Origin of the sequence: uncultured Nostoc sp. (assembly GCF_964245445.1) — a bacterium.
Lineage (GTDB): Bacteria > Cyanobacteriota > Cyanobacteriia > Cyanobacteriales > Nostocaceae > Nostoc.
Genome location: NZ_CAXTNE010000103.1, coordinates 1 through 24,850, shown reverse-complemented (window position 1 = coordinate 24,850; position 24,850 = coordinate 1). Strand labels below are relative to the sequence as shown.

General features: G+C 41.1%; 27 protein-coding genes and 1 pseudogene. 20 read left to right on the top strand and 8 right to left on the bottom strand.

From position 1 onward, the window contains the following. Positions 1-74: 74 nt before the first annotated feature. Positions 75-440, bottom strand: coding sequence for a type V CRISPR-associated protein Cas12k (cas12k, locus tag ACFE90_RS18240; protein ID WP_375502928.1), 366 nt, complete (start codon positions 438-440; stop codon positions 75-77). A gap of 68 nt (positions 441-508) precedes the next feature. Between cas12k and ACFE90_RS18235 the strand changes: the two genes are divergently transcribed. The 8 genes and pseudogenes from ACFE90_RS18235 to ACFE90_RS18200 all read left to right on the top strand — a co-directional run bounded on the left by ACFE90_RS18235 (position 509) and on the right by ACFE90_RS18200 (position 7,018). After that, the gene (locus tag ACFE90_RS18235) at positions 509-937 is read left to right on the top strand and encodes a MerR family transcriptional regulator (protein ID WP_375502926.1); all 429 of its coding nucleotides are present in this window, start codon (positions 509-511) and stop codon (positions 935-937) included. 25 nt (positions 938-962) lie between these two features. Then, positions 963-2,520, top strand: a pseudogene (locus ACFE90_RS18230) (type I restriction-modification enzyme R subunit C-terminal domain-containing protein). Positions 2,521-2,563: 43 nt separating this feature from the next. Further along, positions 2,564-3,160: a hypothetical protein gene (locus tag ACFE90_RS18225; protein ID WP_375502924.1), complete on the top strand. Its 597-nt coding sequence runs from the start codon at positions 2,564-2,566 to the stop codon at positions 3,158-3,160. Positions 3,161-3,250: 90 nt separating this feature from the next. Beyond that, positions 3,251-3,457, top strand: coding sequence for a type I restriction-modification system subunit M N-terminal domain-containing protein (locus ACFE90_RS18220; RefSeq protein WP_375502922.1), 207 nt, complete (start codon positions 3,251-3,253; stop codon positions 3,455-3,457). A 169-nt stretch (positions 3,458-3,626) separates the two neighbouring features. Next, on the top strand, positions 3,627-4,115 hold the full coding sequence (locus ACFE90_RS18215) for a class I SAM-dependent DNA methyltransferase (RefSeq protein WP_375502930.1): 489 nt from the start codon (positions 3,627-3,629) through the stop codon (positions 4,113-4,115). A 599-nt stretch (positions 4,116-4,714) separates the two neighbouring features. After that, positions 4,715-6,250 (top strand): filamentous hemagglutinin N-terminal domain-containing protein, encoded by a 1,536-nt coding sequence (locus ACFE90_RS18210; RefSeq protein ID WP_375502920.1) that lies wholly within the window; start codon positions 4,715-4,717, stop codon positions 6,248-6,250. A 60-nt stretch (positions 6,251-6,310) separates the two neighbouring features. Further along, positions 6,311-6,499: an AIR synthase-related protein gene (locus tag ACFE90_RS18205; RefSeq protein WP_375502918.1), complete on the top strand. Its 189-nt coding sequence runs from the start codon at positions 6,311-6,313 to the stop codon at positions 6,497-6,499. Positions 6,500-6,631: 132 nt separating this feature from the next. Next, positions 6,632-7,018 carry a VOC family protein gene (locus ACFE90_RS18200; protein ID WP_375502916.1) on the top strand — a complete coding sequence of 129 codons (387 nt, stop codon included), beginning with the start codon at positions 6,632-6,634 and terminating at the stop codon, positions 7,016-7,018. 5 nt (positions 7,019-7,023) lie between these two features. Here the strand turns inward: ACFE90_RS18200 and ACFE90_RS18195 are convergent, their stop codons facing one another. After that, positions 7,024-7,917: a formylglycine-generating enzyme family protein gene (locus ACFE90_RS18195; RefSeq protein ID WP_375502914.1), complete on the bottom strand. Its 894-nt coding sequence runs from the start codon at positions 7,915-7,917 to the stop codon at positions 7,024-7,026. 924 nt (positions 7,918-8,841) lie between these two features. Beyond that, positions 8,842-9,075 carry an EF-hand domain-containing protein gene (locus ACFE90_RS18190; RefSeq protein ID WP_375502912.1) on the bottom strand — a complete coding sequence of 78 codons (234 nt, stop codon included), beginning with the start codon at positions 9,073-9,075 and terminating at the stop codon, positions 8,842-8,844. Between the two features lie 262 nt (positions 9,076-9,337). Between ACFE90_RS18190 and ACFE90_RS18185 the strand changes: the two genes are divergently transcribed. The 3 genes from ACFE90_RS18185 (at position 9,338) to ACFE90_RS18175 (ending at position 10,102) form a co-directional block, all read left to right on the top strand. Beyond that, positions 9,338-9,460, top strand: coding sequence for a hypothetical protein (locus tag ACFE90_RS18185; protein ID WP_375502910.1), 123 nt, complete (start codon positions 9,338-9,340; stop codon positions 9,458-9,460). A gap of 55 nt (positions 9,461-9,515) precedes the next feature. Next, on the top strand, positions 9,516-9,791 hold the full coding sequence (locus ACFE90_RS18180; RefSeq protein ID WP_375502908.1) for a hypothetical protein: 276 nt from the start codon (positions 9,516-9,518) through the stop codon (positions 9,789-9,791). 134 nt (positions 9,792-9,925) lie between these two features. Then, positions 9,926-10,102, top strand: a complete 177-nt coding sequence (locus ACFE90_RS18175) for a PEP-CTERM sorting domain-containing protein (protein WP_375502906.1) — start codon at positions 9,926-9,928, stop codon at positions 10,100-10,102. An 85-nt stretch (positions 10,103-10,187) separates the two neighbouring features. On the opposite strand, the gene ACFE90_RS18170 is transcribed toward ACFE90_RS18175, so the two are convergent. Further along, positions 10,188-10,319 carry a hypothetical protein gene (locus ACFE90_RS18170; RefSeq protein WP_375502904.1) on the bottom strand — a complete coding sequence of 44 codons (132 nt, stop codon included), beginning with the start codon at positions 10,317-10,319 and terminating at the stop codon, positions 10,188-10,190. Positions 10,320-10,439: 120 nt separating this feature from the next. Continuing rightward, the gene (locus ACFE90_RS18165) at positions 10,440-10,583 is read right to left on the bottom strand and encodes a hypothetical protein (protein WP_375502902.1); all 144 of its coding nucleotides are present in this window, start codon (positions 10,581-10,583) and stop codon (positions 10,440-10,442) included. A 420-nt stretch (positions 10,584-11,003) separates the two neighbouring features. Between ACFE90_RS18165 and ACFE90_RS18160 the strand changes: the two genes are divergently transcribed. The 3 genes from ACFE90_RS18160 to ACFE90_RS18150 all read left to right on the top strand — a co-directional run bounded on the left by ACFE90_RS18160 (position 11,004) and on the right by ACFE90_RS18150 (position 16,539). Further along, complete coding sequence (locus ACFE90_RS18160) at positions 11,004-11,768, top strand: peptidylprolyl isomerase (protein ID WP_375502900.1); 765 nt, start codon at positions 11,004-11,006, stop codon at positions 11,766-11,768. Positions 11,769-11,777: 9 nt separating this feature from the next. Next, on the top strand, positions 11,778-14,303 hold the full coding sequence (locus ACFE90_RS18155) for a type I secretion system permease/ATPase (protein WP_375502898.1): 2,526 nt from the start codon (positions 11,778-11,780) through the stop codon (positions 14,301-14,303). Positions 14,304-14,532: 229 nt separating this feature from the next. Beyond that, positions 14,533-16,539: a glycine zipper domain-containing protein gene (locus tag ACFE90_RS18150; RefSeq protein ID WP_375502896.1), complete on the top strand. Its 2,007-nt coding sequence runs from the start codon at positions 14,533-14,535 to the stop codon at positions 16,537-16,539. A gap of 156 nt (positions 16,540-16,695) precedes the next feature. Here ACFE90_RS18150 and ACFE90_RS18145 read toward each other — a convergent pair whose 3' ends face one another. Next, entirely contained in the window at positions 16,696-17,892 is a 1,197-nt protein-coding gene (locus ACFE90_RS18145; protein ID WP_375502894.1) for an HlyD family efflux transporter periplasmic adaptor subunit, read from the bottom strand. A 374-nt stretch (positions 17,893-18,266) separates the two neighbouring features. On the opposite strand from ACFE90_RS18145, the gene ACFE90_RS18140 reads away from it, so the two are divergent. After that, the gene (locus tag ACFE90_RS18140; RefSeq protein WP_375502892.1) at positions 18,267-18,542 is read left to right on the top strand and encodes a hypothetical protein; all 276 of its coding nucleotides are present in this window, start codon (positions 18,267-18,269) and stop codon (positions 18,540-18,542) included. Here ACFE90_RS18140 and ACFE90_RS18135 read toward each other — a convergent pair. Next, positions 18,539-18,829, bottom strand: coding sequence for a hypothetical protein (locus ACFE90_RS18135; protein ID WP_375502890.1), 291 nt, complete (start codon positions 18,827-18,829; stop codon positions 18,539-18,541). The two genes, ACFE90_RS18140 and ACFE90_RS18135, sit on opposite strands and share 4 nt — an antisense overlap. Before the next feature lie 262 nt (positions 18,830-19,091). Between ACFE90_RS18135 and ACFE90_RS18130 the strand changes: the two genes are divergently transcribed. From ACFE90_RS18130 to ACFE90_RS18115, 4 genes are all read left to right on the top strand, one after another. Then, on the top strand, positions 19,092-19,289 hold the full coding sequence (locus tag ACFE90_RS18130) for a hypothetical protein (RefSeq protein ID WP_375502888.1): 198 nt from the start codon (positions 19,092-19,094) through the stop codon (positions 19,287-19,289). A gap of 247 nt (positions 19,290-19,536) precedes the next feature. Beyond that, positions 19,537-21,429 (top strand): lipoxygenase family protein, encoded by a 1,893-nt coding sequence (locus ACFE90_RS18125; protein WP_375502886.1) that lies wholly within the window; start codon positions 19,537-19,539, stop codon positions 21,427-21,429. Between the two features lie 168 nt (positions 21,430-21,597). Next, positions 21,598-22,962 (top strand): cytochrome P450, encoded by a 1,365-nt coding sequence (locus ACFE90_RS18120; protein WP_375502884.1) that lies wholly within the window; start codon positions 21,598-21,600, stop codon positions 22,960-22,962. Between the two features lie 48 nt (positions 22,963-23,010). Further along, positions 23,011-23,571 (top strand): hypothetical protein, encoded by a 561-nt coding sequence (locus tag ACFE90_RS18115; protein ID WP_375502882.1) that lies wholly within the window; start codon positions 23,011-23,013, stop codon positions 23,569-23,571. A 134-nt stretch (positions 23,572-23,705) separates the two neighbouring features. Here the strand turns inward: ACFE90_RS18115 and ACFE90_RS18110 are convergent, their stop codons facing one another. Continuing rightward, positions 23,706-24,098, bottom strand: a complete 393-nt coding sequence (locus tag ACFE90_RS18110; RefSeq protein WP_375502880.1) for a hypothetical protein — start codon at positions 24,096-24,098, stop codon at positions 23,706-23,708. Positions 24,099-24,378: 280 nt separating this feature from the next. Here ACFE90_RS18110 and ACFE90_RS18105 point away from each other — a divergent pair, with 280 nt between their 5' ends. Further along, positions 24,379-24,843 carry a cupin domain-containing protein gene (locus tag ACFE90_RS18105; protein ID WP_375502878.1) on the top strand — a complete coding sequence of 155 codons (465 nt, stop codon included), beginning with the start codon at positions 24,379-24,381 and terminating at the stop codon, positions 24,841-24,843. Positions 24,844-24,850 lie beyond the last annotated feature (7 nt).

Below are 24,850 nucleotides of genomic sequence, written 5' to 3'. Positions count from 1 at the left end.
TTGAACTTCTATTAAGTCTGATTTTTGTTCAGCTTTGGCTTGAACCTCACTTTGAACTTGCTCTCGCATATTGTCTAATTTGGGTAGAACAATACTTCCAGCAGAGTATGTTTGGGCGTTAGCGAAGCTCGCCGAAGGCATCGCTTCATCAGTGCCAACCAAGATTTGTAGATGTAATTGACTGTGGTGATCGCACTCGTATAAAACCGTCCAGGCTGATCAATAAAGCGAGGGTCAGTTTCCAAAATATCGCAGAGTTGTTTCACAACATTAGCAGGGTGTTTGCCCTTTCGCCGCCAAGTTTCAAACTCTGGGTGTTGACTTACCTGACGTAGTAGTTCATTAATCAGTGGCGTATTAAGCTCTGCCATCAACTTCCATAGTTGCTGGCGTGATGACTCTGAGGCTACAAGACGACACTGAATAGTGATTTGGCTCATCGTTTTAAAACAATGTTGTCTAATAATAACACATTTGTATTAAATAAGTCTTCTGTAAAATAAATTGTATGCAGGAGACATTTTTTACAAGCAAGGAAGCTGCTGAAATCACAGGCTGCACCCTTCGTCAGCTACAGTATTGGCGAGAGAGGGGGGTGATTGTTCCTGTCATTAGTGATACTGGGACAGGACGTAGTATTTATTACTCAAAGTCTAATTTGCTGGAACTGGCTGCAATGTCATATTGGCTATCTGTGGGGTTAAGTTTTGACATAGCCAGCACCACGCTCAAAAAGCTGAAAGACCAAGAGCCAGAGTTATTTACTTCAGGTAAAGGTAAGCGGTTTATGTTGTTGTCCCAAGTACAAGAACGATCGCTTGAGCTTGTGGAGTTTGACAGAAAAAAGGCGATCGCATCTTTGGATGAAGGTAAGCCTGTAATTCCCGTTTGGTTGGACGAGATTTATCAGAGGTTAGCGGTTAAATTGGACGAGTAAATAATGAAGTCAAGAAAAATAAGAAATGAGCAATGAAGCGAATACTTGCCGTAAATATGTCGAGCCAAAGTTAAAGGATGCAGGATGGGAGAGAGAATCCCATGCTTACTATGAGCAGTATTACTTTACTGATGGCAAGATTCGCCCGAAAAATAAGCGCTAACCCCGTGGGAAACGGAAGTTTACAGACTATTTGCTGCTATATAACGGAGAATTTCCCTTAGCCGTGGTGGAAGCCAAGCGAAAACATAAAACACCAGATGAAGGACTGGAACAGGCAATAGAATATGCCAACCTTCTAGGGGTGAAGTTTGCTTACTCCACTAACGGACAAGGAATTGTAGAGTTTGATTTCATCACGGATAAGCAGTCTGATGTGATGGAACCGTAGTTAGTGAGAGAAGCACGGACAAAAGCGATCGCCCAACACATTACTGATTTTTTGAGAAGTAGCGATCGCTATGCCAAAACTATTGTCTTTTGCGTAGATGAGGAACACGTTAAAGCAATGATTAAGGAATTACGCAACCTTAACAGCGATATCACCAGAACAAATCCTGACTACATAACTCGCATTACCTCTGATGCTAGTGACGTGGGTAAAGGACATCTCTACAAATTTAAAGATGTCTTGGATGAAACTCACATTATTGCTGTTACTGCTAAGTTGCTAACAACTGGCGTGGATATTCCTACTTGTAAAAATGTTGTGCTTGCCCGTGTTATTCGTTCAATGACAGACTTTAAGCAGATTATTGGGCGGGGAACCCGTGTACGAGAAGAACGGGGTAAGCGATCGTTTAATATACTCGACTACACCAATAGCACGGTGCTGTTTGAAGATAGAGATTTTGACGGGGAACCCGCCCTGATTAATGAATCAGAGATAGATGATGATGGGCAAATACTCTCTGAACATGAGGAGGAATTGGAGTCAGCAGAGTTAGAAGAGGAAGCAGACGACTTGGAAGACGATGAAAGGTCTGGATTTCGGGGAATCCCAGATGATGATGACGTACCACCTCGGAAATATTACGCTGACGGGGGAAGCGAAGAGATTGTTGAAGAAAGAATTTATGATTTAAACTCAGACAATCAACTGCGCTTGTCTCGATTAATTGACTACACCAGAGAACAAGTTCGTATCCTGTATCGTTCCACTATAGAAATACAGCAACGCTGGGCAGATCCAGAACAGCGTTCAGAGATTATTGAGTTGTTGGCGGATAGGGATATTGATTTTGATGAGTTGAAACAAGTTACTAAGCTTCCCGAAGCGTTTACTATGTCATATTGCCTTTGATGCTCCGGTGCTGACTTGCAAGCAACGGGCTGAAAGGTTGCGTCCTTGCAAGGCTGACTTTTTTGAGCAATATGGGGAAGATGCTAGAGCAATTTTAGAGATGATTTTAGACGAGTATGCACAAAAGGGAGTTGAAGAGTTTAATATTCCGACAACTTTTAAAGCTAATCGGGAGTTTGATAAATATGGCAATGTAGCTGAGATAGCTCAACGCTTTGGCAGTGTTCAAAAATTAAAAGAAGCTATTAAGAAAATGCAAAGCTTGTTATATTCCGCCTAAAATTAGTTTACAAGTATTAGTGTAAATAAGTTAAGTATGATCTATGAATAAAAATAAATTTAACAATATTCTTTTCAGAGAAAAGTCTATGCGTTGGTTAATGGTTAAGTTACTATCTTTTTTGGGAATAGTATATTTACTATCCATATTAGTATTAGCTATAAAGCCTGATAATAGATTATCTATAACAGAGGTTGCAATATTTTTAATAATACTTCTTTTTAATTCGGAACTGGCTGAAAAAATAGAAGAAATATCATTTGGTGAACTTAAGGCTAAATTTACAGAAGTTAAACAAGAGCAAGATAAACAGAGGGCAGACATTGATACTCTCCAATTTCTAGTTAATAGATTCGTTACAAAAGAAGAATTATCGCATCTCAAAAATTTAGCAGATGACAAAGCAGAAGCTAAATATTGGATTAATGATGAAGTCAGGAGGGAGCTAAGACATTTGAGAGGACTGGGTTTGATAGAATCTTATCGTGGAAAATATATAAGTCAGCTACAACAACAAGTTAGCATTAAAGAATATGTTCGCATCACACCTGAAGGGCAAGCCTATTTAAATATGAGGAAATCAGAATTAAGTGAGGATTCTTTAAAAGATAAATCCATGAAAAATGATAATCATGAATAAGATTAATAATCAAAAAATATTGTAAATCAATGCCCAAACGCACCACAAAAAAAACGATAAACCCGTCCCACTGCCCAAAAATTGGGTAGTGTGGTTAAGTCGGCGCGTGACATCATGCGGACAGATAAGGGCTTGAATGGAGAATTAGACCGTCTTCCGCAGTTGACTTGGATCATGTTCTTGAAACTTTTAGATGATTCCGAGAAACTGCATGAGGTGGAAGCAGAGTTCGAGGGAATTTCCTATAAACCAATGATTCAACCGCCTTATCGCTGGCGAGATTGGGCAGAAGACTGAAAATTTTACGGGCGATCGCCTGAAAAGTTTCATCAACAATGATGAGGCAATTTTACCACATGGCACAAAAGGTGCAGGGTTACTCGCTTATTTGCGGAATCTCAAAAGCAAAACCGGACGCGATTGCGCTGATGTCATCGCCAAGGTGTTCAAAGATGTCACTAACCGCATGATTAGCGGGACTTTGCTCTGGGATGTGCTGAATAAGGTAAATGATATTCACTTTGATAAATCAGAAGAAGTGAATCTCCTCAGCACCCTTTATGAGTCCATGCTGAAGGAAATGCGAGACGCGGCGGGAGATTCGGGAGAGTTTTACACCCCCCGTCCGGTAGTGCGGTTTATCGTGCAGGTGATGGAACCGAAACTGGGGGAAACCATTTTTGACCCTGCTTGCGGAACAGGTGGTTTTTTGGTCGAGGCGTATGAATACCTGAAAAAGAATTGTAGCGCCCAAGATTGGCAGATATTACAAAAAAGTATTATTGGCGGTGAGGCAAAATCCTTGCCTTTGATGTTAGCGCACATGAGTTTGCTGTTACATGGGTTTGAATATCCCGATATTGATGATGGTAATAGTCTGCGGTTTACCCTTTCGGAGATGGGTGAAAAGGATTGGGTAGACGTGATTCTCACAAATCCGCCGTTTGGGGGTTAACCAACCCTTGGCCTCTCGATAAAAAACTTCTACCCAATTTCTTGAACTATAAGTGTCAACTATCCATTGTGGTGTAACAATTGATAAAGAAAAATTAGTGATGAAATAGTCCCATTAGTTGAAAATTCAGTTTCAGGTGTAGGAGTCAAAACAGTTCATGAGGGTGAAAGTTCCGCCGCGCCTGTCACCAGTGCTGAAAAATGGTCGCATGAGGCGATTGTAGCGAGGGCAAATATGCGACCGGAGCGGATGCAGAAACTCACGCGTTGCGGGGAATTCGGGGCAGAATCCGGGGTTTGAATTCTTGCAGGAATGCTGGAATGATCACCCCGCTTTGCAGATTGTGGTTAAAAAGCTGCTGGCGAAGTTTCTGCAGTGGGGGATTGCGATTGTGGATGGGGTGTTGATGAATTGGGACAAGTGGCGTGAGCAATAGTTTGAGAACTTTATAAAGTAAAGTTTTGTAAATTTCTCAAGTTCTTGCGAAAAACCGGAGTTTTGGGCTGAAAACTTAGTAGCCTAATTACTAGCTATTTAGTAGCTAGTAACTTGATTTATGCTTAACTAAGCTTTGCTGCTGCTATTCATGGAGGCTTGCAATGTCAGGTTTGGATTTTACTCATTGGGGTGCTTTAGCGGCTATCGCTGTCGGCGTTAGCTTTTGTACCATTGATTATGCGAACGCTCAAATTACTCCGGATGGTACTTTACCAAATAACTCTAGTGTCATAAAGGAAGGTAACACCTTTAATATTACTGGAGGAACTCAAGCAGGGAGTAATTTGTTTCACAGTTTTGGTGAGTTTTCTGTGAATACTGGTGGCACTGCTTCTTTTAATAATGCTCTAGATATTCAAAATATCATTACTCGAGTAACGGGTGGATCAGTTTCTAATATCGATATTGATGGGTTAATTCGCACGTTGGGTACGGCTAACCTGTTTCTAATAAATCCGAATGGAATTGTATTTGGTGAAAATGCCAGCTTAAATGTTGGTGGTTCCTTTGCGGCGACTACAGCGAATGCTCTGCAATTTGGAAATCGAGGATTTTTTAGTGCTACTGAGCAAAATATCCCTTCACCGTTGTTGACTATTAATCCTTCAGCATTATTGTTTAATCAGATTAATCAAAACGCACCAATTCAAAATAACTCAGTTGCACCCGCAGGGACAGATCCAGCAGGCTTTAACGCATTTGGTTTACGAGTACCAGATGGAAAAAGTTTACTGCTGGTGGGCGGTAATGTCAGCATGAATGGGGGACGATTAAATGCTTTTGGTGGACGAGTTGAATTAGGAGGATTGGCGGAATCTGGTAGTGTAGCGCTAGGTGTAGATGGCGATAATCTCAGCTTGAAATTTCTTGATAATGTCGCACGAACTTCGGTATCCCTTACTAATCAAGCAGGTATATATGTAGAAGGCGCTGGTGGCGGTAATATTGCAGTTAATGCCAGGAATTTAGAAATATTGGGAGGGAGTCTTTTAAGTGCTGGTATTGGGCAAGGTTTGGGAACACCTGAAACTGTCGCGGGAGATATTACGCTGAATGCTACCGAGTCAATCAAAGTTGCAGGCACTGGGAGTAATGTTCGCAATCTTGTGCGTTTGGGGTCACTTGGTAATGGGGGTAACATTACTATCGATTCTGGTGATTTATCATTGCAAGATGGCGCTCTACTAACAGCCGAAACACTTGGACAAGGTAATGCAGGCACAATTAAAGTTAATGCTGCTCAAATAAATATTTCTGGCAAAAGTTCAAACATTAACAGTGGCTTGTTCCTTAACTCTCAAAGTACGACGGGTACTGCTGGAGATATTATCGTTACCTCACCTAGAGTTACCTTAGACAACAGTGGCACACTCAACGCCCAATTTTCTTCAGGTAATGGTGGCAATATCTCCTTACAAACTGATTTACTGCTTCTGCGTCGTGGCGCTCAAATTTCTACTACCGCAGGCACAGCACAAGTTGGTGGTGATGGGGGCAATATTTCTATTAATACTTCAGGATTCTTAATAGCAGTCAAGCCTGTTCCCGAACCAACTTTACCATTCAGTGTGTTTGCGATCGCTGCTTTTCACGCTGCTTGGATGTTAAGACGTAAACAGAAGCAAACTACTTTTTGAAGGCTTGAGTCACTGAAAAAATCAACTTAGCTAAATCCGTATTGGTATCGTTGGTGTTGGATGCGCTGGTTTAACATCTGCCAAAGTTCATATTTAGTTCTCGAACTGTTGGGATCTGGAATAGAAATTCACTGTATGCGAGATTTAACTCGTGGAGGTTTAGCGAGTGCATTAAATGAAATTGCTGAAGCAGCAAAAGTTGAAATTGCAATCGATGAAAACTCAATTCCTGTCTGTACAGATGTGTAGGGTGCTTGCGAGGAGTAGCGGTTTGAGTAGTTAAATTTTGACACTGGATGTCAAGGAAGTACTGATACTTGACTAAGTAGAGCAAATGTACTAGCTTGTCCTCAGTGATTCTTGTTTAGAACCATAAAAACAATGGAATTTTCTTACACTATTCTTTACGTAAAGGATGTTACCCAGTCGGTTGCTTTTTACGAAAAAGCATTTGGGTTACACCAACATTTTATTCACGAAAGTGGACAGTATGCACAGATGGAGACAGGCTCAACAAAACTTGCGTTTGCCTCCAATGAACTAGCTAGCTCAAATCTAATTAATGGATTTCAAGAAAACAGCTTATCTGCTCAACCTGCTGGAATCGAAATTGCCTTTACAACAGATGATGTTGATGCAGCCTTCAATCGTGCTGTTGAGGCTGGTGCAAGTAGTTTAGTTGTGCCAAAACAAAAGCCTTGGGGACAAAAGGTTGGATATGTCAGAGATTTAGACGGTATTTTAATTGAGATTGCAAGTCAAATCTAGAGTAGCTACTGGCGCAGAACATTGCTTTCTACCACATCTGCATACACCACCCGAAAACCGATATGGAAACCGAGGTGGCGGCTCCAATTGCCTTGACGATAAGCACAACGGCAGATGTCCTTACTGCCGACCCACGTACCCCTGCGCATCACCCTGTCACAATTCTGATTATCATTAAGCTCTATCCACGCGCTACCATCTGTTGGCGCTCCTTGATAATTTTTATGCCAAAAGTCTGCACACCATTCCAATACATTACCGTGCATATCGTATAACCCAAAGGCATTTGCTATCCCAAAACTTCCTACAACTGTAGTTTCTTTTCGATAAATAACTTTGAGTCCTTGAGCATAAGAACCTGACAATTGATATTCTTCATCGTCTGTACCGTTGTAATTGGCGACATCAGTCGTAATTGTCTCGCCAAAGTGGAATGGTGTATTTGTTCTTGCCCGACAAGCATACTCCCATTCGGCCTCGCTAGGTAGGCGGTACTGGCTTTTAGTATGGCAGGATAAGCGATCGCAAAACTCAACTGCATCGTGCCAAGATATATGCTCTACAGGTCGCTTATCCCCTTTAAAATACGATGGGTCAGGCAATAGTTTTTTGTTTATCTGGGGTAATGCTGCTACAGCCTTCCATTGTGCTTGAGTGACAGGATATTTACCCATGCAAAATTGCTGAATGTTTACTAAATGCTGAGGGCTTTCTGAGTCACTAGGTTCTGTTTTATTCTCTGGTGAACCCATCATGAAACTACCACTCTTGATCAGCACCATTTCAAGAGTGATAGTGTTGCCCAGGTCTTCGGTGAAGTATTCGGCTTGACGCTGTTCACGTTTGCTTTCTTGACCTTGAGTGTTTAGTATTATTACATCAAATTTGAATAGCTTCACTTAGTTATACCTCTAAATCAGATTTGTACTCACTAGCCCCAATCAGTAATGCTAATTTAACCATCCCCTACTTGGAAACTGCGGCATTCCACCATCTTTGCCCCGGTGACTCTAGCATTGGTAGTTCCAGGTAATGATCACGCCATGTAATAAGATTCCATAGACGAGTGCAAAGCTTGAGTCAAAATGGCATTTGGGAAAATCTGTCTTTCTTCCATAACCGAATGGCACTAATAAAAGCTCTAAGGTATGCGGAGTAAGGGCTAACAGCTTTAATGCCTTCTGAGGCAGTCATGGCATGAGTCAGGCGATGCCTTCGGCAACGTCTTCGACGAACGCCGATGGAAGAATAATGTACAGTTGTCTAAAAAATTTTTGGAGGTAGAAAAAGCTTACTCGTTCATTCCATACTTTTATTGAGACGAGCAAGCTAATAGCATAATTACTACTGTGACACTACGAGTACAAATCCTCACTTGATAATTTAGTCAGAGTTTAGGACTACCTTTTAAAGAATTATTGCCGGAATCTGCAAAAAAACTTGCAATCTCTAAGCTAAAAATTAAATATAAAAAGCGGTTATTTGACCCTTTAATAACATTGTGGGCATTTTTATCACAAGTTTTGGATACTGATAAAACTTGCCATAATGCTGTGAGTAAAGTAATTGCACATCTAGCACAAGAAGAAGTAGAAATTCCGTCAACTTAATACTTGTGCATACTGCCAAGCACGAGCAAGATTACCAGAAAAATTACTAGAAAAGCTTTTCAATCGCAAAAAGCCAGCCTTTTACCTCCAACCTCCAAGGTCATCCATCAGGGCTAGCGAGTCACTAATGACCATGAAAATTGCTTTTCCCTCAAAGCGCCCATGCTTTGAGGGATTTTGGGTATTGATATTTGGTATTGGGTTTTTTGACAGCTAGGTTAAATTATCTGCTTTCTCAACGGCTTGCTTTAACTCTTCAAAGGTAATACTACCGTCTTCGTCTGAATCATACCGTGCTAGTAACTCCTGGGGGCTACTAGTCTTTGTTTCTGATGAGATGATTGCACTTAAGCTAGGACTTAAAAAAAGCTCATTGATGGAGACTTTGCCGTCTTGATCGCGATCTAAGTTATTAAAAAGAGATTGAAGCTCTTGCTGGGTTGTCATAAGTTTCTATTTGAAGAACTGTTTTTCAACTTAATATCTCATTAATCTCTCAAAATTAAATAAACTTGTATCAAAAGACGTAGAAACGAGTATCCTGGGGCTTAGATTAGGTGTAGGCTGTGATACAGGGTATACAGTTGGGACAATGAAAATAAATCGACATGGATGCGCCTTCTTTCTAACGTAGTCAGATATACAGCTAATCTCCAGTCATGGCTTAGACATTCTCTTTAAAAACACTGAAATTTTAGGCTTATTTATCATGCTTGCTCCTGCTGCTGAAATTGCCCGTATTCAAGCTTATTGTCCATTTCTGGGCTTGAGTGATGGCAATGAGAACACCGCAGGCATCGCAGAACTTTTTAGTGTACTGAGTGTATCTTAAGTTGCTGCAGATGTGATAGCATACCTTCAACAATTTTAGATAGCATACCTTTTCCATGAATCAAGTTCGACCCCCTAAAGTTAACGTCGCCCTGATTGGTTTGCTACTAGCAAGCGTATTTCATGCTACTCCCGTGCTGGGAGCTATTCTAACTAAACAAGAATTTTCGGGTGATTTTACCTTAGTCGATGCTAGCCCTTTCTTGGAGAACGTTTTGCCATTCGAGAGCGAATATTCGGGATTTGTAGTTTACGCTCCTAATGGGACTTTGAACGATTGGGAGCTTAACGTCAGCAATCTAGACCTGAAGAAAGAATCCTGGCTCTACTAATGGCGGTGACTTAACCCCAAATGTCAATTTTGAGCTTGATTCTGGGTCAAATTGGAATTTAGTGGTTGATTTTGGCATTGCTTTTGATGCTCCCAGATATACCTTATTATTGAACTTCAAGCTCTGAAATTACCTTGACGGGTGAAGTGGGACGGGCAGGAACATACATCTATCAAGATTCTGCTGCCAATATTACCCTGAGTTCTTCATCTACATCAGTAAGAGAACCCACTTCCCTACTAGGTCTATTGTTTGGAGTTGGTGCAATTGCTGTCTCTAAAAAAGCTGGTAAGACGAAATCTGAAGCATGAATTACTCAACTCTTTACCAAAGCTTTCTCCATCTACACAGCGCATAGCCAATCGCACACCACAGACCTACACCCGCTATCCATTGTTAACCCAAACCTGCCACTGGTTCAGATACCCATTCTGTGTAAGGCTCCCCATCAGCAATTCCAATAGCTTTGCCAACTTGGGAGACTAGCTGTTGGTAGAACTTGCCAATGCTGTCGAGTCCAAGGCGCATTTTCAGTTTCAGCCCCTTCCACCCGTGGGTAGCAAGACTTTCAACCTGATTTAATGTTTGGGGAATCTCATGTGATATTGTGCCAGCAATGAGTGTTTGTAACTCTATATTGTTCGTGACTCACACCGACTCACTAAGAAACAGTTCATCCCGATTTAACCACCGCTCGAAAATCGAATCACGCCGATCATCAGGGGCAACAAACCGATAAACGCACTCCCGATTTTCACGCTTACCCAACCGACCGACGTAATCGAGTTTCAAATCAATTTTCCTAAGCAATTTCTGAGCGATGTCTACGACGGGCTACGCCTACGCTATCGGGGTAAGTTTTTCCGAGATATTGACATGAAGGTAATTTTTGATAACGTGCCGATGCTTTAGTGCCAGTGCCTTAAACTTCACCATCCTCTCTCTTGTCAGTTCGTCGCAACTGAATCCCAGGTGTAAGAAACTGCAACAGATTCGGATTTTTCAGTAATAGTAAGTACATCAAGCAATAGCTGCCCTTTGTTAAAGTCAGGTTTTAAAATCGAATAAGTTATCAGAATCAGAAATCGCCTGAGGTTCATTTGCATACAATTCTTTTAAGGTAGGATATAAGAATAGTGAACATTTCAACGTTAAATTTAATTAATTTTTTTCTGATTATTGTACGTTATTCTTAAATTTTAAGTTTAGCTAATGACTGAATCTAACCTATTTTTGACAGATGATGGACAGCAAATTACTTTAGAGCAAGCATTACAACACTTAGAAAATGCTGGGAAGCTTGAGGATTTTATTTGGGAAATCATTCGCCAACACGTCATAGAGCAAGAGCTAAAAACTCTCAAAAATGCTGATATTAGCCCCGAAATAATTGACCAACTAGTGTTAAATTTTCGGTTAGAAAATGCTTTAACTGACTACGAAATTTTCCAAGCATGGCTAGCCAATCAGGGATTAGACTATGCTAATTTTCGTCAAAAAATTGCGTCTAATGTTGAGTTAGAAGAACTGAAAGCTCAAGTTACCAAGTTAAACATCCAAGAGTATTTTATTGAACGCAAAATATTTTTAGATCAGGTAGTACTCTCGCGCTTAGTTGTGGAAGAACAGGCATTAGCAGAAGAGTTGAAAAGTCAAATTCTGGAAGATGGCGCCAGATTTGAGCAGTTGATTCAAGAATATTCGGTAGCAGAAGATAAGATATACAATGGCATGATAGGAGCTATTAGTCGTGGTACGTTGCCGGATGTAATCAGGGCAGCTGTTGATATAGCCAAGATTGGAGAATTACTAGGGCCACTAGAGATTGAAGGACTTTGGTATTTGGTGCGCGTAGAAGAATTCCTGGAAGCTTCGTTAGATGAACAGCTGAAACAACAACTAGAAGATGAACTGTTTGAAAAATGGTTAGACGACAGAATTCAAAACATTGATGTCAAGCTGCAAGTAGATTTATAGGAATAAATTATGAATTTACAAGCTGATATAAAATGGGAAGACTTACCTTTTTCCTTGTTAAACCCCCAGCAACAAATTCAGTTGAAAAATCATGCTGAAGCTCGGAAGTATGGATTAGGGAAAGTAATCTGGTCTACAGATAACTTAGGAGAAAGAGAACAATTTTTAATTGTCGCGGGTAGAGTACGTCTTAGAGAAGAAGGAAAATCAAATTCATTAGCAACACTATCAGCAGGGAATTGGTTTGGAGATTTACTTAATCTTTCTGGACAATTTAAAGCCGTAGCATCAAGCAAAGATGTAGTGTTAGTGTGCTGGAATGCAGCAGTTTGGCAGGAAATTTCATCAGAAGAAACTTCTCACTTTTGGATTGAGCAGCGATCGCACTATCAACCTCACGATCCTAACACCCCTCAGCCAGTATCAGGGTATCCCTTCGTCTGTAGCCCTAACACAGCTGCTGCTTGTTTAACAATGGCAGCTCAATATTTGCAAAATCCTCTGCCATTAGAGTCGGTACAGCGTCAACTCAGAGGGCAACATCCTAATAATGTTGTAGAGGCAGGCGAAAAATTAGGGCTGCAATTGCGACAGTTAGAAGTTAATTGGAACGATTTGCGTCAGCTATCTTTTCCCGCCTTGCTGCAATGGCATCAACTTGACTGGATTATCGCCTATGGCGTTAAGGGTAATCGCTTAATTATTGCGAACCCTATCAACCTGAATCAAACTTGCGAAAGTATTCCCCAAGCAATGGTTGAGGAAAATTGGCATGGGCAACTTTGGCAAGTAGAACCAATCCAACAACAAGAAAAATTCAACCTCAGTTGGTTTGTACCCGCAATTTGGCGTTACCGGAGATTAATGGCAGAAGTGCTATTAGTTTCTTTGGCTTTGCAACTGTTGGGGGTAGCAACGCCAATCATCACTCAATTTATTATTGATAGAGCCATTGTTTACGGAAACCTCGGCACTCTTGATGTCATGGCGATCGCACTTTTTGGGGTTGCGATCCTCGAAGCAATTTTTGGCATCCTGCGGCTATTTATCTTTACCCACACTGCTAACCGCCTCGACTTGAGCTTATCAGCGCAATTGTTTCGTCACCTGATGCGCCTACCTTTAACTTATTTTGAGTCCCGGCGGGTAGGCGATACTGTTGCCAGAGCGCAGGAATTAGAAAATATTCGCTCCTTTCTCACTGGTACAGCCTTAACTATCATCCTCGACAGTATTTTTTCAGTGGTGTATCTGGTGCTGATGTTTTCTTACAGCTTTATGCTCACCTGGATTGCTTTAGCTGTAATTCCCCTATTTGCTATCCTGACTCTGGTTGCCACACCAATTCTCCGTCACTGGCTCAATCAAACTTTTGATCGTGGTGCTGATAGCCAATCTTTTTTAGTTGAGGCGGTGACAGGAATCCATGCGCTGAAGGCTCACGCCGCAGAACGTAAATCTCGTAAACGTTGGGAAGGGTTATTTGCTCGCTACGTTCGCACCAGCTTTAAAGCTTCCACAACTTCTAACATCGGCGGTAATATCGGCGACTTTCTCACCAATTTCTCTTACTTAATTATTTTGTGGTTTGGTGCAAGATTAGTTATTAACCAACAAATGACAATTGGGGCATTAGTCGCATTTCAAATGCTGGCAGCAAGGGTAACAGATCCACTGCTGCGTTTAGTACAACTATGGCAGGAATTTCAGCAAGTTTTGCTATCTGTAGATCGGCTAGGAGATATTCTCAATACACACCCAGAAGCTGAAGCAGGCTCAGGTGTAGCTTTACCACCGCTTAAAGGTAAAGTAAGTTTTGAGCAAGTGGTATTTCGTTATCAACCCGAACAAGAGCCTGTTTTGAAAGGTATTTCCTTTAGAGTTCAACCAGGAATGTTTGTGGGAATTGTCGGACGTAGTGGTTCCGGTAAAAGTACCCTTTCCAAGCTTTTACAACGACTTTACCAAGCAGAATCAGGTTCAATCACAATTGATGATTTTGATATTAAAACCGTTGATATTGGTTCTTTACGGCAACAAATTACTGTTGTCTTGCAAGAGGATTTTCTCTTTAACGGTTCCATTTTAGAAAATATTGCTCTTGGTGAAGCAGACATTACACCACAACAGATTATAGAAGCGGCTCGGCTGGCAGTAGCCCATGATTTTATTAGCGAACTACCCCACGGGTATGAAACAAATATAGGAGAACGGGGAATTTCTCTATCGGGAGGTCAAAGACAACGCCTTGCATTGGCGCGTTTATTTCTCTCGCAAGCACCGATTTTAATTTTGGACGAAGCGACAACTGGCTTGGATAGTGAGACAGAGCAAAAAGTATTGCAGAACTTACAGCAAGTTTCAGGCGATCGCACTGTATTTATGATTGCCCACAGATTTGCACCTTTGAAGCAAGCAGATTTGATTTTAGTATTAGAAAAAGGAGTAATTGTGGAAAAAGGCACACACGAAGAGTTGCTAGAGAAAAGAGGCGTGTACTTTACTCTGTATCAACGACAACTTAGTGCTGTGTAATAGCAAAGTTGAGAAAGTTAAGATTTATGACAGATTGCAGAATTTACTAAGATTGCTGGGGAGATAAAAGTAAGTAGTTTACGTTTGTTTTTAGTTTTTTCAGTAGTTTTATTTAGTATCACTCTCTGATAGAAAGGCTGAGTTTGCAGGTATTAAAACCTGTATTTCTAGCCAACAAGTCAAAACACACCATTGTCAGCATAACGTTTAAGATAGGAGTCTGAGAGCAATGCTTCAGTCAGAAGATACTAGAAAGATTCCAGGCAAAAATTCCAAGGGTTCTGGTACAGGACTAACTACATCACGTCCTCATATTTCATCCCATACCCGTACAACCTTTAGTAGCACGCCTCAGTATAATCCTGTCAAACAAAGTTCTAATACTAGTAGGTCTGTCAATAATACTGTTAGCCTTCGTCGAGGTGATACTCTCTGGGAAATTGCCCAGAAAAAGCTTGGTGATGGTAGTCGTTGGCGGGAATTACGCAAAGCCGATGGTAGCCGATTTAAACCGCAAGAAGTCAGGCATCTTCCAGTCGGGACACGCGTCTCTGTTCCTTGGACAAAACCAACGACTAAAACAAATCATTCAGCAACCTCGATGTCTGCCACACCGTATCTAAGTACTACAGGCATAACTCACCGTGACTTTACTCCTGTTTCTACTTCTTTGACTAGAAATACTCAATCTAGTGCTTCACCTGCATTTTTTTCCAAAACCTCTCAAGTATCCTCGCAACTGTTGAGTACCAGTACCAAAGACAAAAGTCCTGGTAGATATTTTGATGTTTTAAATTACCAAAGCAGAGAAAACCAATCTGGAGATTCACCTAATTCATGGGGAAATGCGGCGGTTCATGTTGTGGCCGGAACTGTTAAAGGACAAGTAGCCTCGAAATTATTTCCTAATCAACCATCTGTGAAGATATCTCGACATCCGAAAGAACCAGGGGCAAAATCTGCAGGTTCAGCAGGTCGCAATAAATTTAGGAGTGACATTGCTGAGATTATTGGTACGGCTATCGAAAACAATAAAAGCCATCCATTACAAGACTTAGTATATAAGGATAAGAAGAATAAGTGGAAATTGAAAACGGAGTACGAGGCAGGGCATCTTACAAGTAATCACAGTGGTAGACGGGAAATGTTTGCTGTGGAAGCTCAACGTTTTAACCAGGGTGATAACCGATTGGAAGCAAAAGAAAAAGGATACAAAGTTCTCAAGAAATTAGCTGTAGATATTGATGGTGTCCCTGTAGAAAGGCGAACCGCCAAGATGTTGGAAAAGCAGGGTTTACTTCCAAAAGGCACAGTAAAAAAAGCATCATCACACCCTGGCTGGACTAGAGGTGTACAAGTTAAAGACGAGGCCATAGAAAGAATCGCAGCTCGCCTTGATTTGAGCAATCCTGATAATCAGAAACGAATTCAAGCTCTGAAAAACATTGCTGAGAAACCTCAGTTATTACAAGGAAGGAGAAGCAAAGAAGTAGGGCAACTCTACGAATTCTACACGCGATCGCTAAGGGATATAACAAGTGACAGAAAAAGCACTTCTAAACCTCGTCTTACAAGACAGAGAATTGGTGGTGAGCCTTTAAATATTAGGACATCCCGAATAATCCGCGAAATTCAAGACAAGAGAACATATCATTCGTCACCTCGAACAATTAAAGCAATTAGAGCAGTTAAAAACTCTAGAGCAGCAACACGAGTAATTCGAGGTGCTAATACTGTAAAAAACTTAGTAGTGCAACCAGTTCGCTTCAGGGCGCGGGAAGCCACTAACACTGGTAAAAACTTTAGACCAGCAACAGCAGTAGCTCGACGCACTAACATTTTTAGAAACCCTCCAGCTGCTAATACGACACTGGGACTCACCAGAAAAGTTACACAATCTGGAGTTACTAAAGGGGTACTTCGAGGAGTTAGTCGAGTAGCTGCACCCGTTGGCATTGCACTTGATACGTGGCAGTTAGGAAGTGCTTATAAGAAAGATGGATTTGGTAAAGAATTCCGAAAAACAGCAGGTAGTGTTGCAGGCGCATGGGGAGGTGCAGCCGCAGGCGCTGCAATTGGTTCAGCAATTTTTCCTGGAGTTGGAACTGTTGTGGGAGGTGCCATTGGTGGAATCGCTGGAAGCGCGTGGGGTGATGACATAGAGCAAAGAGCAGAGAAGGCAGGGAAAGCGATAGCGGGAGGAGCTAAGAAAGCATGGAATAAACTTTTCGGGTAACTAATTATGCATCTCCTAAAATTTTCGATTTTTCACCTAATGTTTCTTGCTAATATGGCAGTACTAAATTATTCGTGACAATAATATCCCAGACCTCTTGAATAAGTCGGGGATTTAAGGCTCTCGTTTATCACAAAATTTATCAACTCAACAACCTTATTTCTGAGAAAATACCTCATCAAATTTCCGTGTAACTGGCTCAATCAATAAGCTCAAAACTGACTTCTGGCGCATGACAATTTCCCCCGTTGCTTCCATTCCAGAAGTTAGTTTCTTCTCTTGTCCTCTTGTCACCACAGATAATTTATTCAGCTTAATTCTAGTAGGAAAGACTGACTTACCATAAGTTTTATCCTTAACAACTGCATTTGGACTAACGTAAATTACTGCTCCATCAATAATGCCAAATTCTTGATAAGGAAAAGCGTCTATCTTAACTTTTGCTTTCATGCCTTCATCAACAAACCCTCGATATTGGTTTGGCAGATAAACTTCTAATACAGGTTCTTTGCCTTCTGGCAGAATTGACAATAATTCTTCACCAGATTGTACTGTCCCTTTACCTGCATTGACGTTGATATTATAAATTGTGCCAGAAATCGGAGCTTTTATAAACTGCTGTTGTAATTGCTCCACGGACTGATCTAATTGCCTCTGTACAGTCTGCAATTCCTCCCGACGCTTGCTCAATTGTGAAAGGTTTTCACTTTTATAATCTTCTTGCAGTTGCTGGATTTTTTTATATTGGACAGCAATACTTTTTTGTATATCTCTGGCTTTATCTTGAGCGTGTTCATAATCTAATCGGGGTATGGCTCCGACTAAACGACGTAGCCTATTTGCATCCCGTTGAGCAGATTTAAGGTTGTCTTGCAGCCGCTTCAGTTCAATTTCAGCTTCTTTGAGACGTGCTTGATGACCCTTAGCTGTTGCTTCATTCGCACGGCGGATATCTGCACTAATCAACCCAGCTTGTTGTCTGAGTCTGTCAATATCTACTTGGGATTGTTTTGAATCCAGCGATATGAGAGGCTCGCCTTTTTTAACTTGCTGACCTTCTTTGACGTTAATAGATTGAATGATGCCACCACCAAGCGATCGCACCGGTTGAACTTGCTCGGAGGGGATGATCTCACCGTGAGCTACAGCAACTTCATCTACTTTACTAAAAGCTGCCCAAGCGATCGCACCAAATAAGCCTAAGCTTAAGCTCACCGCCACCAATCTTGTATAAAGAGGCGGTAACTCTTGCACCGCTTTACCTAATTCATAATCTAGGTAAGCGTCTGGATTAGCAAACTGCTCTCTTGTCTGCCGAGTTTGAGATGAAGACGAAGCTAAGGGAAGCTTCATATCTTTAATATCGCTAATGTGTTTGTCTTTATCATACTAACCAGCAACCCCAATAGCACGAAACTTGACAAGCGATCAGTTTGGTTGGAAATAAGAAGCTTATTTGGCAAGTTCACAACAAATATGAACCGCGATCGCACATTGTGCCCGAAATTGGGGAATATTTTGCAGCAAACCGACAGGCGATTTTTTGCGATTGTTAGGCGACTTACTGATGTGATTATATCTATATTGTTACTAGCTGATACCGAATCAAAACTAGCATTTTGAGCAATTTATAACACAGATAGTTGATTCTGATTTAAGCATTCCCCAAAATTAAGTCCCGCTAGGGCAGTGGGTTAACAAACGGACAAACATACTCCCGGTTGACCTTGACCCGAACCTACCCATCACAAAAAGTAGCGAGAACGGCGGCAAAGTATGCCACTCATGAATACTTGGTGATAAAAATTGCACAACATTGGCTCGAACGAACGGAGCTTTATGGCAACATGACCTACACAGCAAAGAGCCAATCGCAGACCAAAGACTTACATCCATCGGCAAAGTTAACCCAAATTTGCCACTGCCCCAGATACCCATTCCAAAACGGCTCCCCATTAGCAACGCCAACAGCCTCGCCAACCTTGGAGACTAACTCGCTCTAGAAAGAGCCAGCGCTGTCCAAGCCTTGCTGCATTTTCAGTTTCAGCCCTTTCCAGGCTTGTCTTTGGGGGCTAGACACTACCTCTTCTAATATTTGGGAGGTTGTGTCAATCACTGGTGTCGATAAAACTATATTATTAGTGACTGACACCAACTCACAAGAAAATGCTTCATCCCGATTGAACCACTGCCTAAAAATTAAATCACGCTCATCATCGGGTGGAACAAACTGGTAAACGCACTCCCGATTTTCACGCTTACCCAACCGACCAACGTAGTTCAACTTCAAATCAATCTTGGCAAGTAATATTACATCTGTTGCCTTATTTTAGAGAATTGGTATGAGTAGCAATATTCGGTTTGCTAAATCATCTCTTACCAGAACCGGGTGGAATTGGCAAAGAGCAGGCATTTGGCAAGGGACTTCCAAATAAAAAAGTATACCCATCGCTATAGAGGCAGGGGGGCAGCAGGGAGCTCTTAGCTGGGGGAGGGAAAGTCGTAGTGAAGTCTAGAAATTGGATAATTTATTTTTTGGAGTTCCCTTAGGATTGATCCCAATCCATAACCGAAGCCTAGAAGTCATCATTAATCCAGGCTTCGGTTATGCCTACCGTGACTTTGCTATTGTCGTCAATAGTGGCTCTACTACTACGATTGGGTATCGCATTTATTTATCACCAAGTGGAGAAGTTAATTATGTTAATGGCAAAGGGTCTAATCGTTTCAGTGCCAAGAATGTAAATTAAAGCACAGTTTTTTAGCACGAAAGTGTTCTTTGAGAATTGTTTCTAAATCTTGGCAAATATCATTTGTATCGCTAAAAATTACTTGTAAGATTTCTAAAGGTTCAGTGCGTGGTTCAGGAGTTGATAAATTCCAGAAAATTTCTTTAGAAAAATCACAATTTTAAACTTGATTGCGATAATACGTTTAGGTAACTTAAACCTGTTTATCCTAAACTGTTAATCCCCATACTAAATATAAGTAGAGTCAATGACTGCCTCATCACCAGATTATTCAATCAGTTCATCAAGTACTCATACTTTAGATATAGCTAGGCAAGAGTATCAATATAACTACATCCATATTCCATCTATTGCGATGGTGGATCAGCTTTCTATTGCCGAAGATTTCACCACAAACTGGTATTTTTTATTAGCCCAGCAGTTACGAGTTCTTTTTGTCAATACCTTGATTGTCAACAGAGGCAATCAAGATTCTAAATCGATTCGTGATGATGTCGAAAGGTTTATTTTAGAAGCCTTGCTCAAGGGAGCACTACCAGCCAGAATCAGCATTCTGGCAAGAATTCTGCAAATTATCCCTCAGTTTTTGCTCAAAAGCATATCTAAGGATCTTAGAGAACTCGACGATCTTTTTTATTCTATTCTCAAAGAAAACGGACTTGTGATCCTCAGAGATGCTCTAAATAGGGTAATTAACCTTTTATATGAAGGACAGCCTACAGGACATGCAACCAGTCTCAAGGACTACGAAAATTTGTTTCCAGTAATTGGTGTCCCAGCGATCGCCAAAAGTTACCAGGAAGATGAAGTCTTTGCCTACATGCGAGTGGCTGGCTACAATCCTGTGATGATCGAGCGAGTAACTAGTCTAGGCGATCGCTTCCCAGTCACAGAGGAACATTACCAAGCAGTGATGGGAACTGACGATTCATTAGCAGCAGCAGGACTTGAAGGAAGGCTCTACTTAGCTGACTATAAAATTTTATCCGGTGCGATCAACGGGACATATCCACATGAGCAAAAATATGTCTACGCTCCCCTAGCACTGTTTGCCTTACCCAAAGGCTCAGATCCCACCAGGCTATTACGTCCGGTAGCCATTCAATGCGGTCAAACCCCAGGCCTAGATTATCCGATTGTTACCCCTAACTCCGGTAAATACGCTTGGCTTTTTGCCAAAACAGTTGTCCAAATAGCAGATGCCAACATCCACGAAGCTGTTACTCACCTAGCAAGAACTCACCTGTTAGTTGGTGTTTTTGCGATCGCAACTGCTCGACAACTGCCACACACCCATCCCCTCAGAATTCTACTGCGTCCGCATTTTGATAGTACCTTAGCAATTAACAATGCCGCCCAACGGATTCTCATTGCTCCTGGCGGTGGCGTAGATAGATTGCTCTCACCATCAATCGATAACTCTCGCGTTTTAGCAGTGCTAGGGTTGCAAAGCTATGGTTTTAATAGTGCTATCTTACCCAAGCAATTCCAACAGCGTGGTGTGGATGATCCTAATCTATTGCCTGTTTATCCTTACCGGGATGATGCATTATTAGTCTGGGATGCAATTCATCAATGGGTTTCAGATTACCTGAACCTTTACTACCCTACCGATGAAAACATTCACAAAGATATAGCCCTGCAAACATGGGCAGCTGAAATCTCAGCTTACGATGGTGGTCGTATCCCCGATTTTGGCGAAGATGGGGGCATCAAAACGCTAAATTATCTAATTAATGCCACTACGCTGATTATTTTTACTGCCAGTGCCCAACATGCAGCCGTTAACTTTCCGCAAAAAGATTTGATGGGCTACGCCGCAGCTATACCATTGGCAGGTTATTTACCAGCCTCAACTCTTAAAAGAGAAGTTACCGAGCAAGACTACCTCAATTTGCTCCCCCCTCTAGATCAAGTACAACGGCAATATAACCTACTTAGCTTATTGGGGTCTGTATACTACAACAAGCTGGGCGAGTATGAGCAAGGATATTTCACAGATGAGAAAGTAAAACCATTGTTACAGGGATTCCAGAGTCATCTTCAGCAGGTAGAAAATACCATCAAGCAGCGTAATTTGCACCGCCCAGCCTATGAGTATCTGCTTCCTTCTAAAATTCCCCAAAGCATCAATATCTGAATTGGAGACTGAGGGAGAAATCAATTCAAAATTTTACCCTGACAAGGATCTTGCTACGCGCAGCCTCTCGTAAAGAATAAAAGGACTTAGGAAGATAAGGAACTGAGAAAGAAAAATTAATAACCAATGCCCAATGACAAATGACAAATGACAAATGACAAATGACAAATGACAATAAATATTATGACACTTAAAGATAAAGTTCTCAAAGGTCATGCTCGCCAGCTTTGGCTTGCACCCATACTAGATAAAGTAGGTTATGACACTGCGATCGGCAAGTTTCTGCGTTTGATTTTCTATTATACGGATGCCTCAATCATACTCAAAGCATGGCGGGACTTTCTCTACATCCGTAAGGACAATATTGGAAACAAGTATTTTGCAGTAGACCAAGCAATTATGCATTCTTCTCACTCCCAAGTGAGTGAACTAATGCAAACCCAACCACAACTGCGGGGAAATGATTTAGGCATCATCAGAATATTAGCTCCTAGCTACCTGCTCGATAATCCTCTGAGCTTGGGAACGAACGGTAACGAACACACAGGACTACGTACTGTAATCTTACAAGCCTTACCAGAACCGTCTCAAAAGATAGACTTTTTAGGGAATCTAGTTGAGCAAAGCTTGTTAGAAGCTGCTAAACAAGGCAAATTACACATCGGCAACGATTTGCCAAAAATCATCCTGTCAATTTTGCATCAACTGGTTTTTCAGATATCTTTATCTGAGGAAGAAATCACAGCATCACGTAGTTACATTAAAGGTTTGCCTCTCGCATCCTTGCCTAATTTTATAAGCAAGTATCTGCTAGCAATATTAACAGCGCCAAAAATTCGGCATCGTCAATATTTAACCAAGCGATATAAACAATCGGCTAAATGGGCATCTTACTTTGAAACAGGCACTCAGTATCAGTTGAACGAACACCAAATCGCTAATACCCTTTTCGATATGATTCATATCGCTGGTACTGCCGGTACAAGTGCGCTTTTAGGATCAGTTATTGGTGTTCTTTGCTTGGATAATGCCCTTAGAAATGATGTAGTGTCAGAAGTGAATGTAGTCTGGAATGGCAAGAAAACTTTAGACCCAGATGCTTTAGAACGGTCAACACTTCTCAATCAAGTGATTCTGGAAACAGCTCGTCTCTATCCACCAGTGCGATTTGTTAGTCAACTCACCACTGAAGGGGGTGAAGTTGAGATTGGAGAACAAAAATGTCCATTCCAAAAAGGTACTCGCTTGCTAGGCTCTATTTTTACGGCTAATCGGGATGCCAACAGATACCAAAATCCAGATGATTTTGACCTAACACGGAATTTTTCAGATATCTTATCTTGGAACGGCGAAGGGCATGAGCGAGCTTGTCCTGGTAAATCCTTATCAATTGGTTTTATCAAAATTTTCTGTTTACATCTGTTCCACAACTATCAATGGGACTCAATTACAGAAGTCAAGTGGGATTTTGAAAAAGTGACTGCCGTTACTCCTAATAATTTAGTACTACAAGGTTTTGCTCAACGACTATGAGTAATAAGTCACCGTTCGCCCTTGAGTAATTATGAATTACAAATTAGTATGACTGAATTAATTGAGAAAAAGCAACTCGATGATATTGCAACCTGGATGATTCCAATCAAACAAACAAACTTACCATCTGTCCTTCAGGGTGTGTTTTTTATGGATGGAAATCCACTGCCAGATACTTGCATTACTATGTACAATTTGGAATGGGACACACAGAACAGAACTTTGGTTTTACCAATTTTTGCCCCGTTACAGTGGACTTTTCATAACTCGATTGCGGGTTGGATATTACTACGTTCAATTCAATTGCTTAAAGCAACTTACAAAATTCAGTTTGAAGATGAAACTTTGCAAGAAGCTCAAGTCATACCTGTTTTCCTGGGAATACCAATTTCAAGATCGATTGTAAGTTTTACAATGTCCCAAGACAAAAATTCTCTCAATGGAGATATTTGGCATAGAAAGAACGTTTGGTTTGGCGGACTTTCTAGAGTTGGTGAGTATACTCTCCGTAAGGTTGTTGATAAAGATAGTCGTTATACTCCTGCTTTTAACGATATGCTTACCAGGGTGAAAAATGAGTGTTTAGTGATTGTAGCCCACTCAAATTGACACGGCTTGTCCTTTTGAGTAGCACATTTACCCGTTTCCTGGCTAATGCTCTCTTAAAAGAGCAAATTCAAGTGATTCTTCCGCCGCAAGTTTATCAACAAAAGACTAAAATTTAGACAAAAGATAGCGAATATTTACTCCAAACTAATTTTCCACAACCCATCTAGCGGATTGGACTGTTGCAATTGACTATCACTGCTGCCAAGCCAATTATTGTCATACACCAACCCAACACTGAATGTTCGATTTAGAGGATATTGCCCTAGCTTTCCAAAACCTTCAATATTGTTTGAGTCAGTGATCACTTGCTGGTTCAACTGTATGGTTGTTTGGTTGCCGTCGTCAAAGTAAATCGTAGCTCGTTTATTGTGAAAGCTTACCTGAACTTTATAGACACCACCAGTTGCATAATAGTAAGCTCTAGCAGGTAGCTTTTGACCATCAATATTTTGCCCTTTGAACTCAACTGCCATCGCAGGCGTGCCTAGTAGCAACAGGACTGGCAGGACTAACCCTAAAACTTTCATTGGTAGTAACAAGCACTTTCAATCAAACTACTTTCTACTTTAAAACATAAAACTAATTTATGGGTTAACTAGCGATGGCAAGTAACAAGCCGCTTTAAGCGTTTACGCACACCTGGGCACGCCTAGCCTACTATATAGATAATCACCTCTGTAATCTGTTGTATTATAAAAAACTTACCTATTGAAGGATGTTCCAGTTTTTAATATCTAACAGAATACAGATAGAATCTAGCACTGATTGAAAAAACGCTTGAGCATCCAAATTATAGTAGGAGTGTTTATGAGTTTACCAGTTAAAGAAATTGTTTTAGCGCCAGGAGAAGGTAATCATTTAACTACTGGTAATAGCGAAATAATATTTAAAGTAGTTGGTGCTGATACTCATGGTCACTTGGGATTGTTTGAAAACATAATACAACCAGGTGGAACTGCTCCAGTACTGCATATTCATCGACAAATGGAAGAAATGTTTTATGTATTAGAAGGAGAAGTAGAAATTCAAGTTGGTAATCAGATAGTGCAGGGGCAACCAGGGGCATTTGTGTTAGTTCCACGTAACACACCTCATACATTCGCTAATCGAGGAACTCAGGATGCAAAATTATTAATCATGTTTTGTCCAGCAGGAGAACGCGAAAAGTATTTTGAAGGGTTAGCCGAACTGCTCAAGGACGGACAGACTCCAGACCGAGATGTTCTTGAACCTATCCCACTAATAATATTTTGTGAATCCAGATGTGGATAGTAGCGAG

What these genes read in the sequence shown, in the direction of transcription:
- cas12k (WP_375502928.1), bottom strand. Translation starts at nt 440, where the DNA reads ATGAGCCAAATCACTATTCAGTGTCGTCTTGTAGCCTCAGAGTCATCA.
- ACFE90_RS18235 (WP_375502926.1), top strand. Translation starts at nt 509, where the DNA reads ATGCAGGAGACATTTTTTACAAGCAAGGAAGCTGCTGAAATCACAGGC.
- ACFE90_RS18225 (WP_375502924.1), top strand. Translation starts at nt 2,564, where the DNA reads ATGAATAAAAATAAATTTAACAATATTCTTTTCAGAGAAAAGTCTATG.
- ACFE90_RS18215 (WP_375502930.1), top strand. Translation starts at nt 3,627, where the DNA reads ATGATTAGCGGGACTTTGCTCTGGGATGTGCTGAATAAGGTAAATGAT.
- ACFE90_RS18210 (WP_375502920.1), top strand. Translation starts at nt 4,715, where the DNA reads ATGTCAGGTTTGGATTTTACTCATTGGGGTGCTTTAGCGGCTATCGCT.
- ACFE90_RS18205 (WP_375502918.1), top strand. Translation starts at nt 6,311, where the DNA reads ATGCGCTGGTTTAACATCTGCCAAAGTTCATATTTAGTTCTCGAACTG.
- ACFE90_RS18200 (WP_375502916.1), top strand. Translation starts at nt 6,632, where the DNA reads ATGGAATTTTCTTACACTATTCTTTACGTAAAGGATGTTACCCAGTCG.
- ACFE90_RS18190 (WP_375502912.1), bottom strand. Translation starts at nt 9,075, where the DNA reads ATGACAACCCAGCAAGAGCTTCAATCTCTTTTTAATAACTTAGATCGC.
- ACFE90_RS18185 (WP_375502910.1), top strand. Translation starts at nt 9,338, where the DNA reads ATGCTTGCTCCTGCTGCTGAAATTGCCCGTATTCAAGCTTATTGTCCA.
- ACFE90_RS18180 (WP_375502908.1), top strand. Translation starts at nt 9,516, where the DNA reads ATGAATCAAGTTCGACCCCCTAAAGTTAACGTCGCCCTGATTGGTTTG.
- ACFE90_RS18170 (WP_375502904.1), bottom strand. Translation starts at nt 10,319, where the DNA reads ATGCGCCTTGGACTCGACAGCATTGGCAAGTTCTACCAACAGCTAGTC.
- ACFE90_RS18160 (WP_375502900.1), top strand. Translation starts at nt 11,004, where the DNA reads ATGACTGAATCTAACCTATTTTTGACAGATGATGGACAGCAAATTACT.
- ACFE90_RS18155 (WP_375502898.1), top strand. Translation starts at nt 11,778, where the DNA reads ATGAATTTACAAGCTGATATAAAATGGGAAGACTTACCTTTTTCCTTG.
- ACFE90_RS18150 (WP_375502896.1), top strand. Translation starts at nt 14,533, where the DNA reads ATGCTTCAGTCAGAAGATACTAGAAAGATTCCAGGCAAAAATTCCAAG.
- ACFE90_RS18145 (WP_375502894.1), bottom strand. Translation starts at nt 17,892, where the DNA reads ATGAAGCTTCCCTTAGCTTCGTCTTCATCTCAAACTCGGCAGACAAGA.
- ACFE90_RS18125 (WP_375502886.1), top strand. Translation starts at nt 19,537, where the DNA reads ATGACTGCCTCATCACCAGATTATTCAATCAGTTCATCAAGTACTCAT.
- ACFE90_RS18120 (WP_375502884.1), top strand. Translation starts at nt 21,598, where the DNA reads ATGACAATAAATATTATGACACTTAAAGATAAAGTTCTCAAAGGTCAT.
- ACFE90_RS18115 (WP_375502882.1), top strand. Translation starts at nt 23,011, where the DNA reads ATGACTGAATTAATTGAGAAAAAGCAACTCGATGATATTGCAACCTGG.
- ACFE90_RS18110 (WP_375502880.1), bottom strand. Translation starts at nt 24,098, where the DNA reads ATGAAAGTTTTAGGGTTAGTCCTGCCAGTCCTGTTGCTACTAGGCACG.
- ACFE90_RS18105 (WP_375502878.1), top strand. Translation starts at nt 24,379, where the DNA reads ATGAGTTTACCAGTTAAAGAAATTGTTTTAGCGCCAGGAGAAGGTAAT.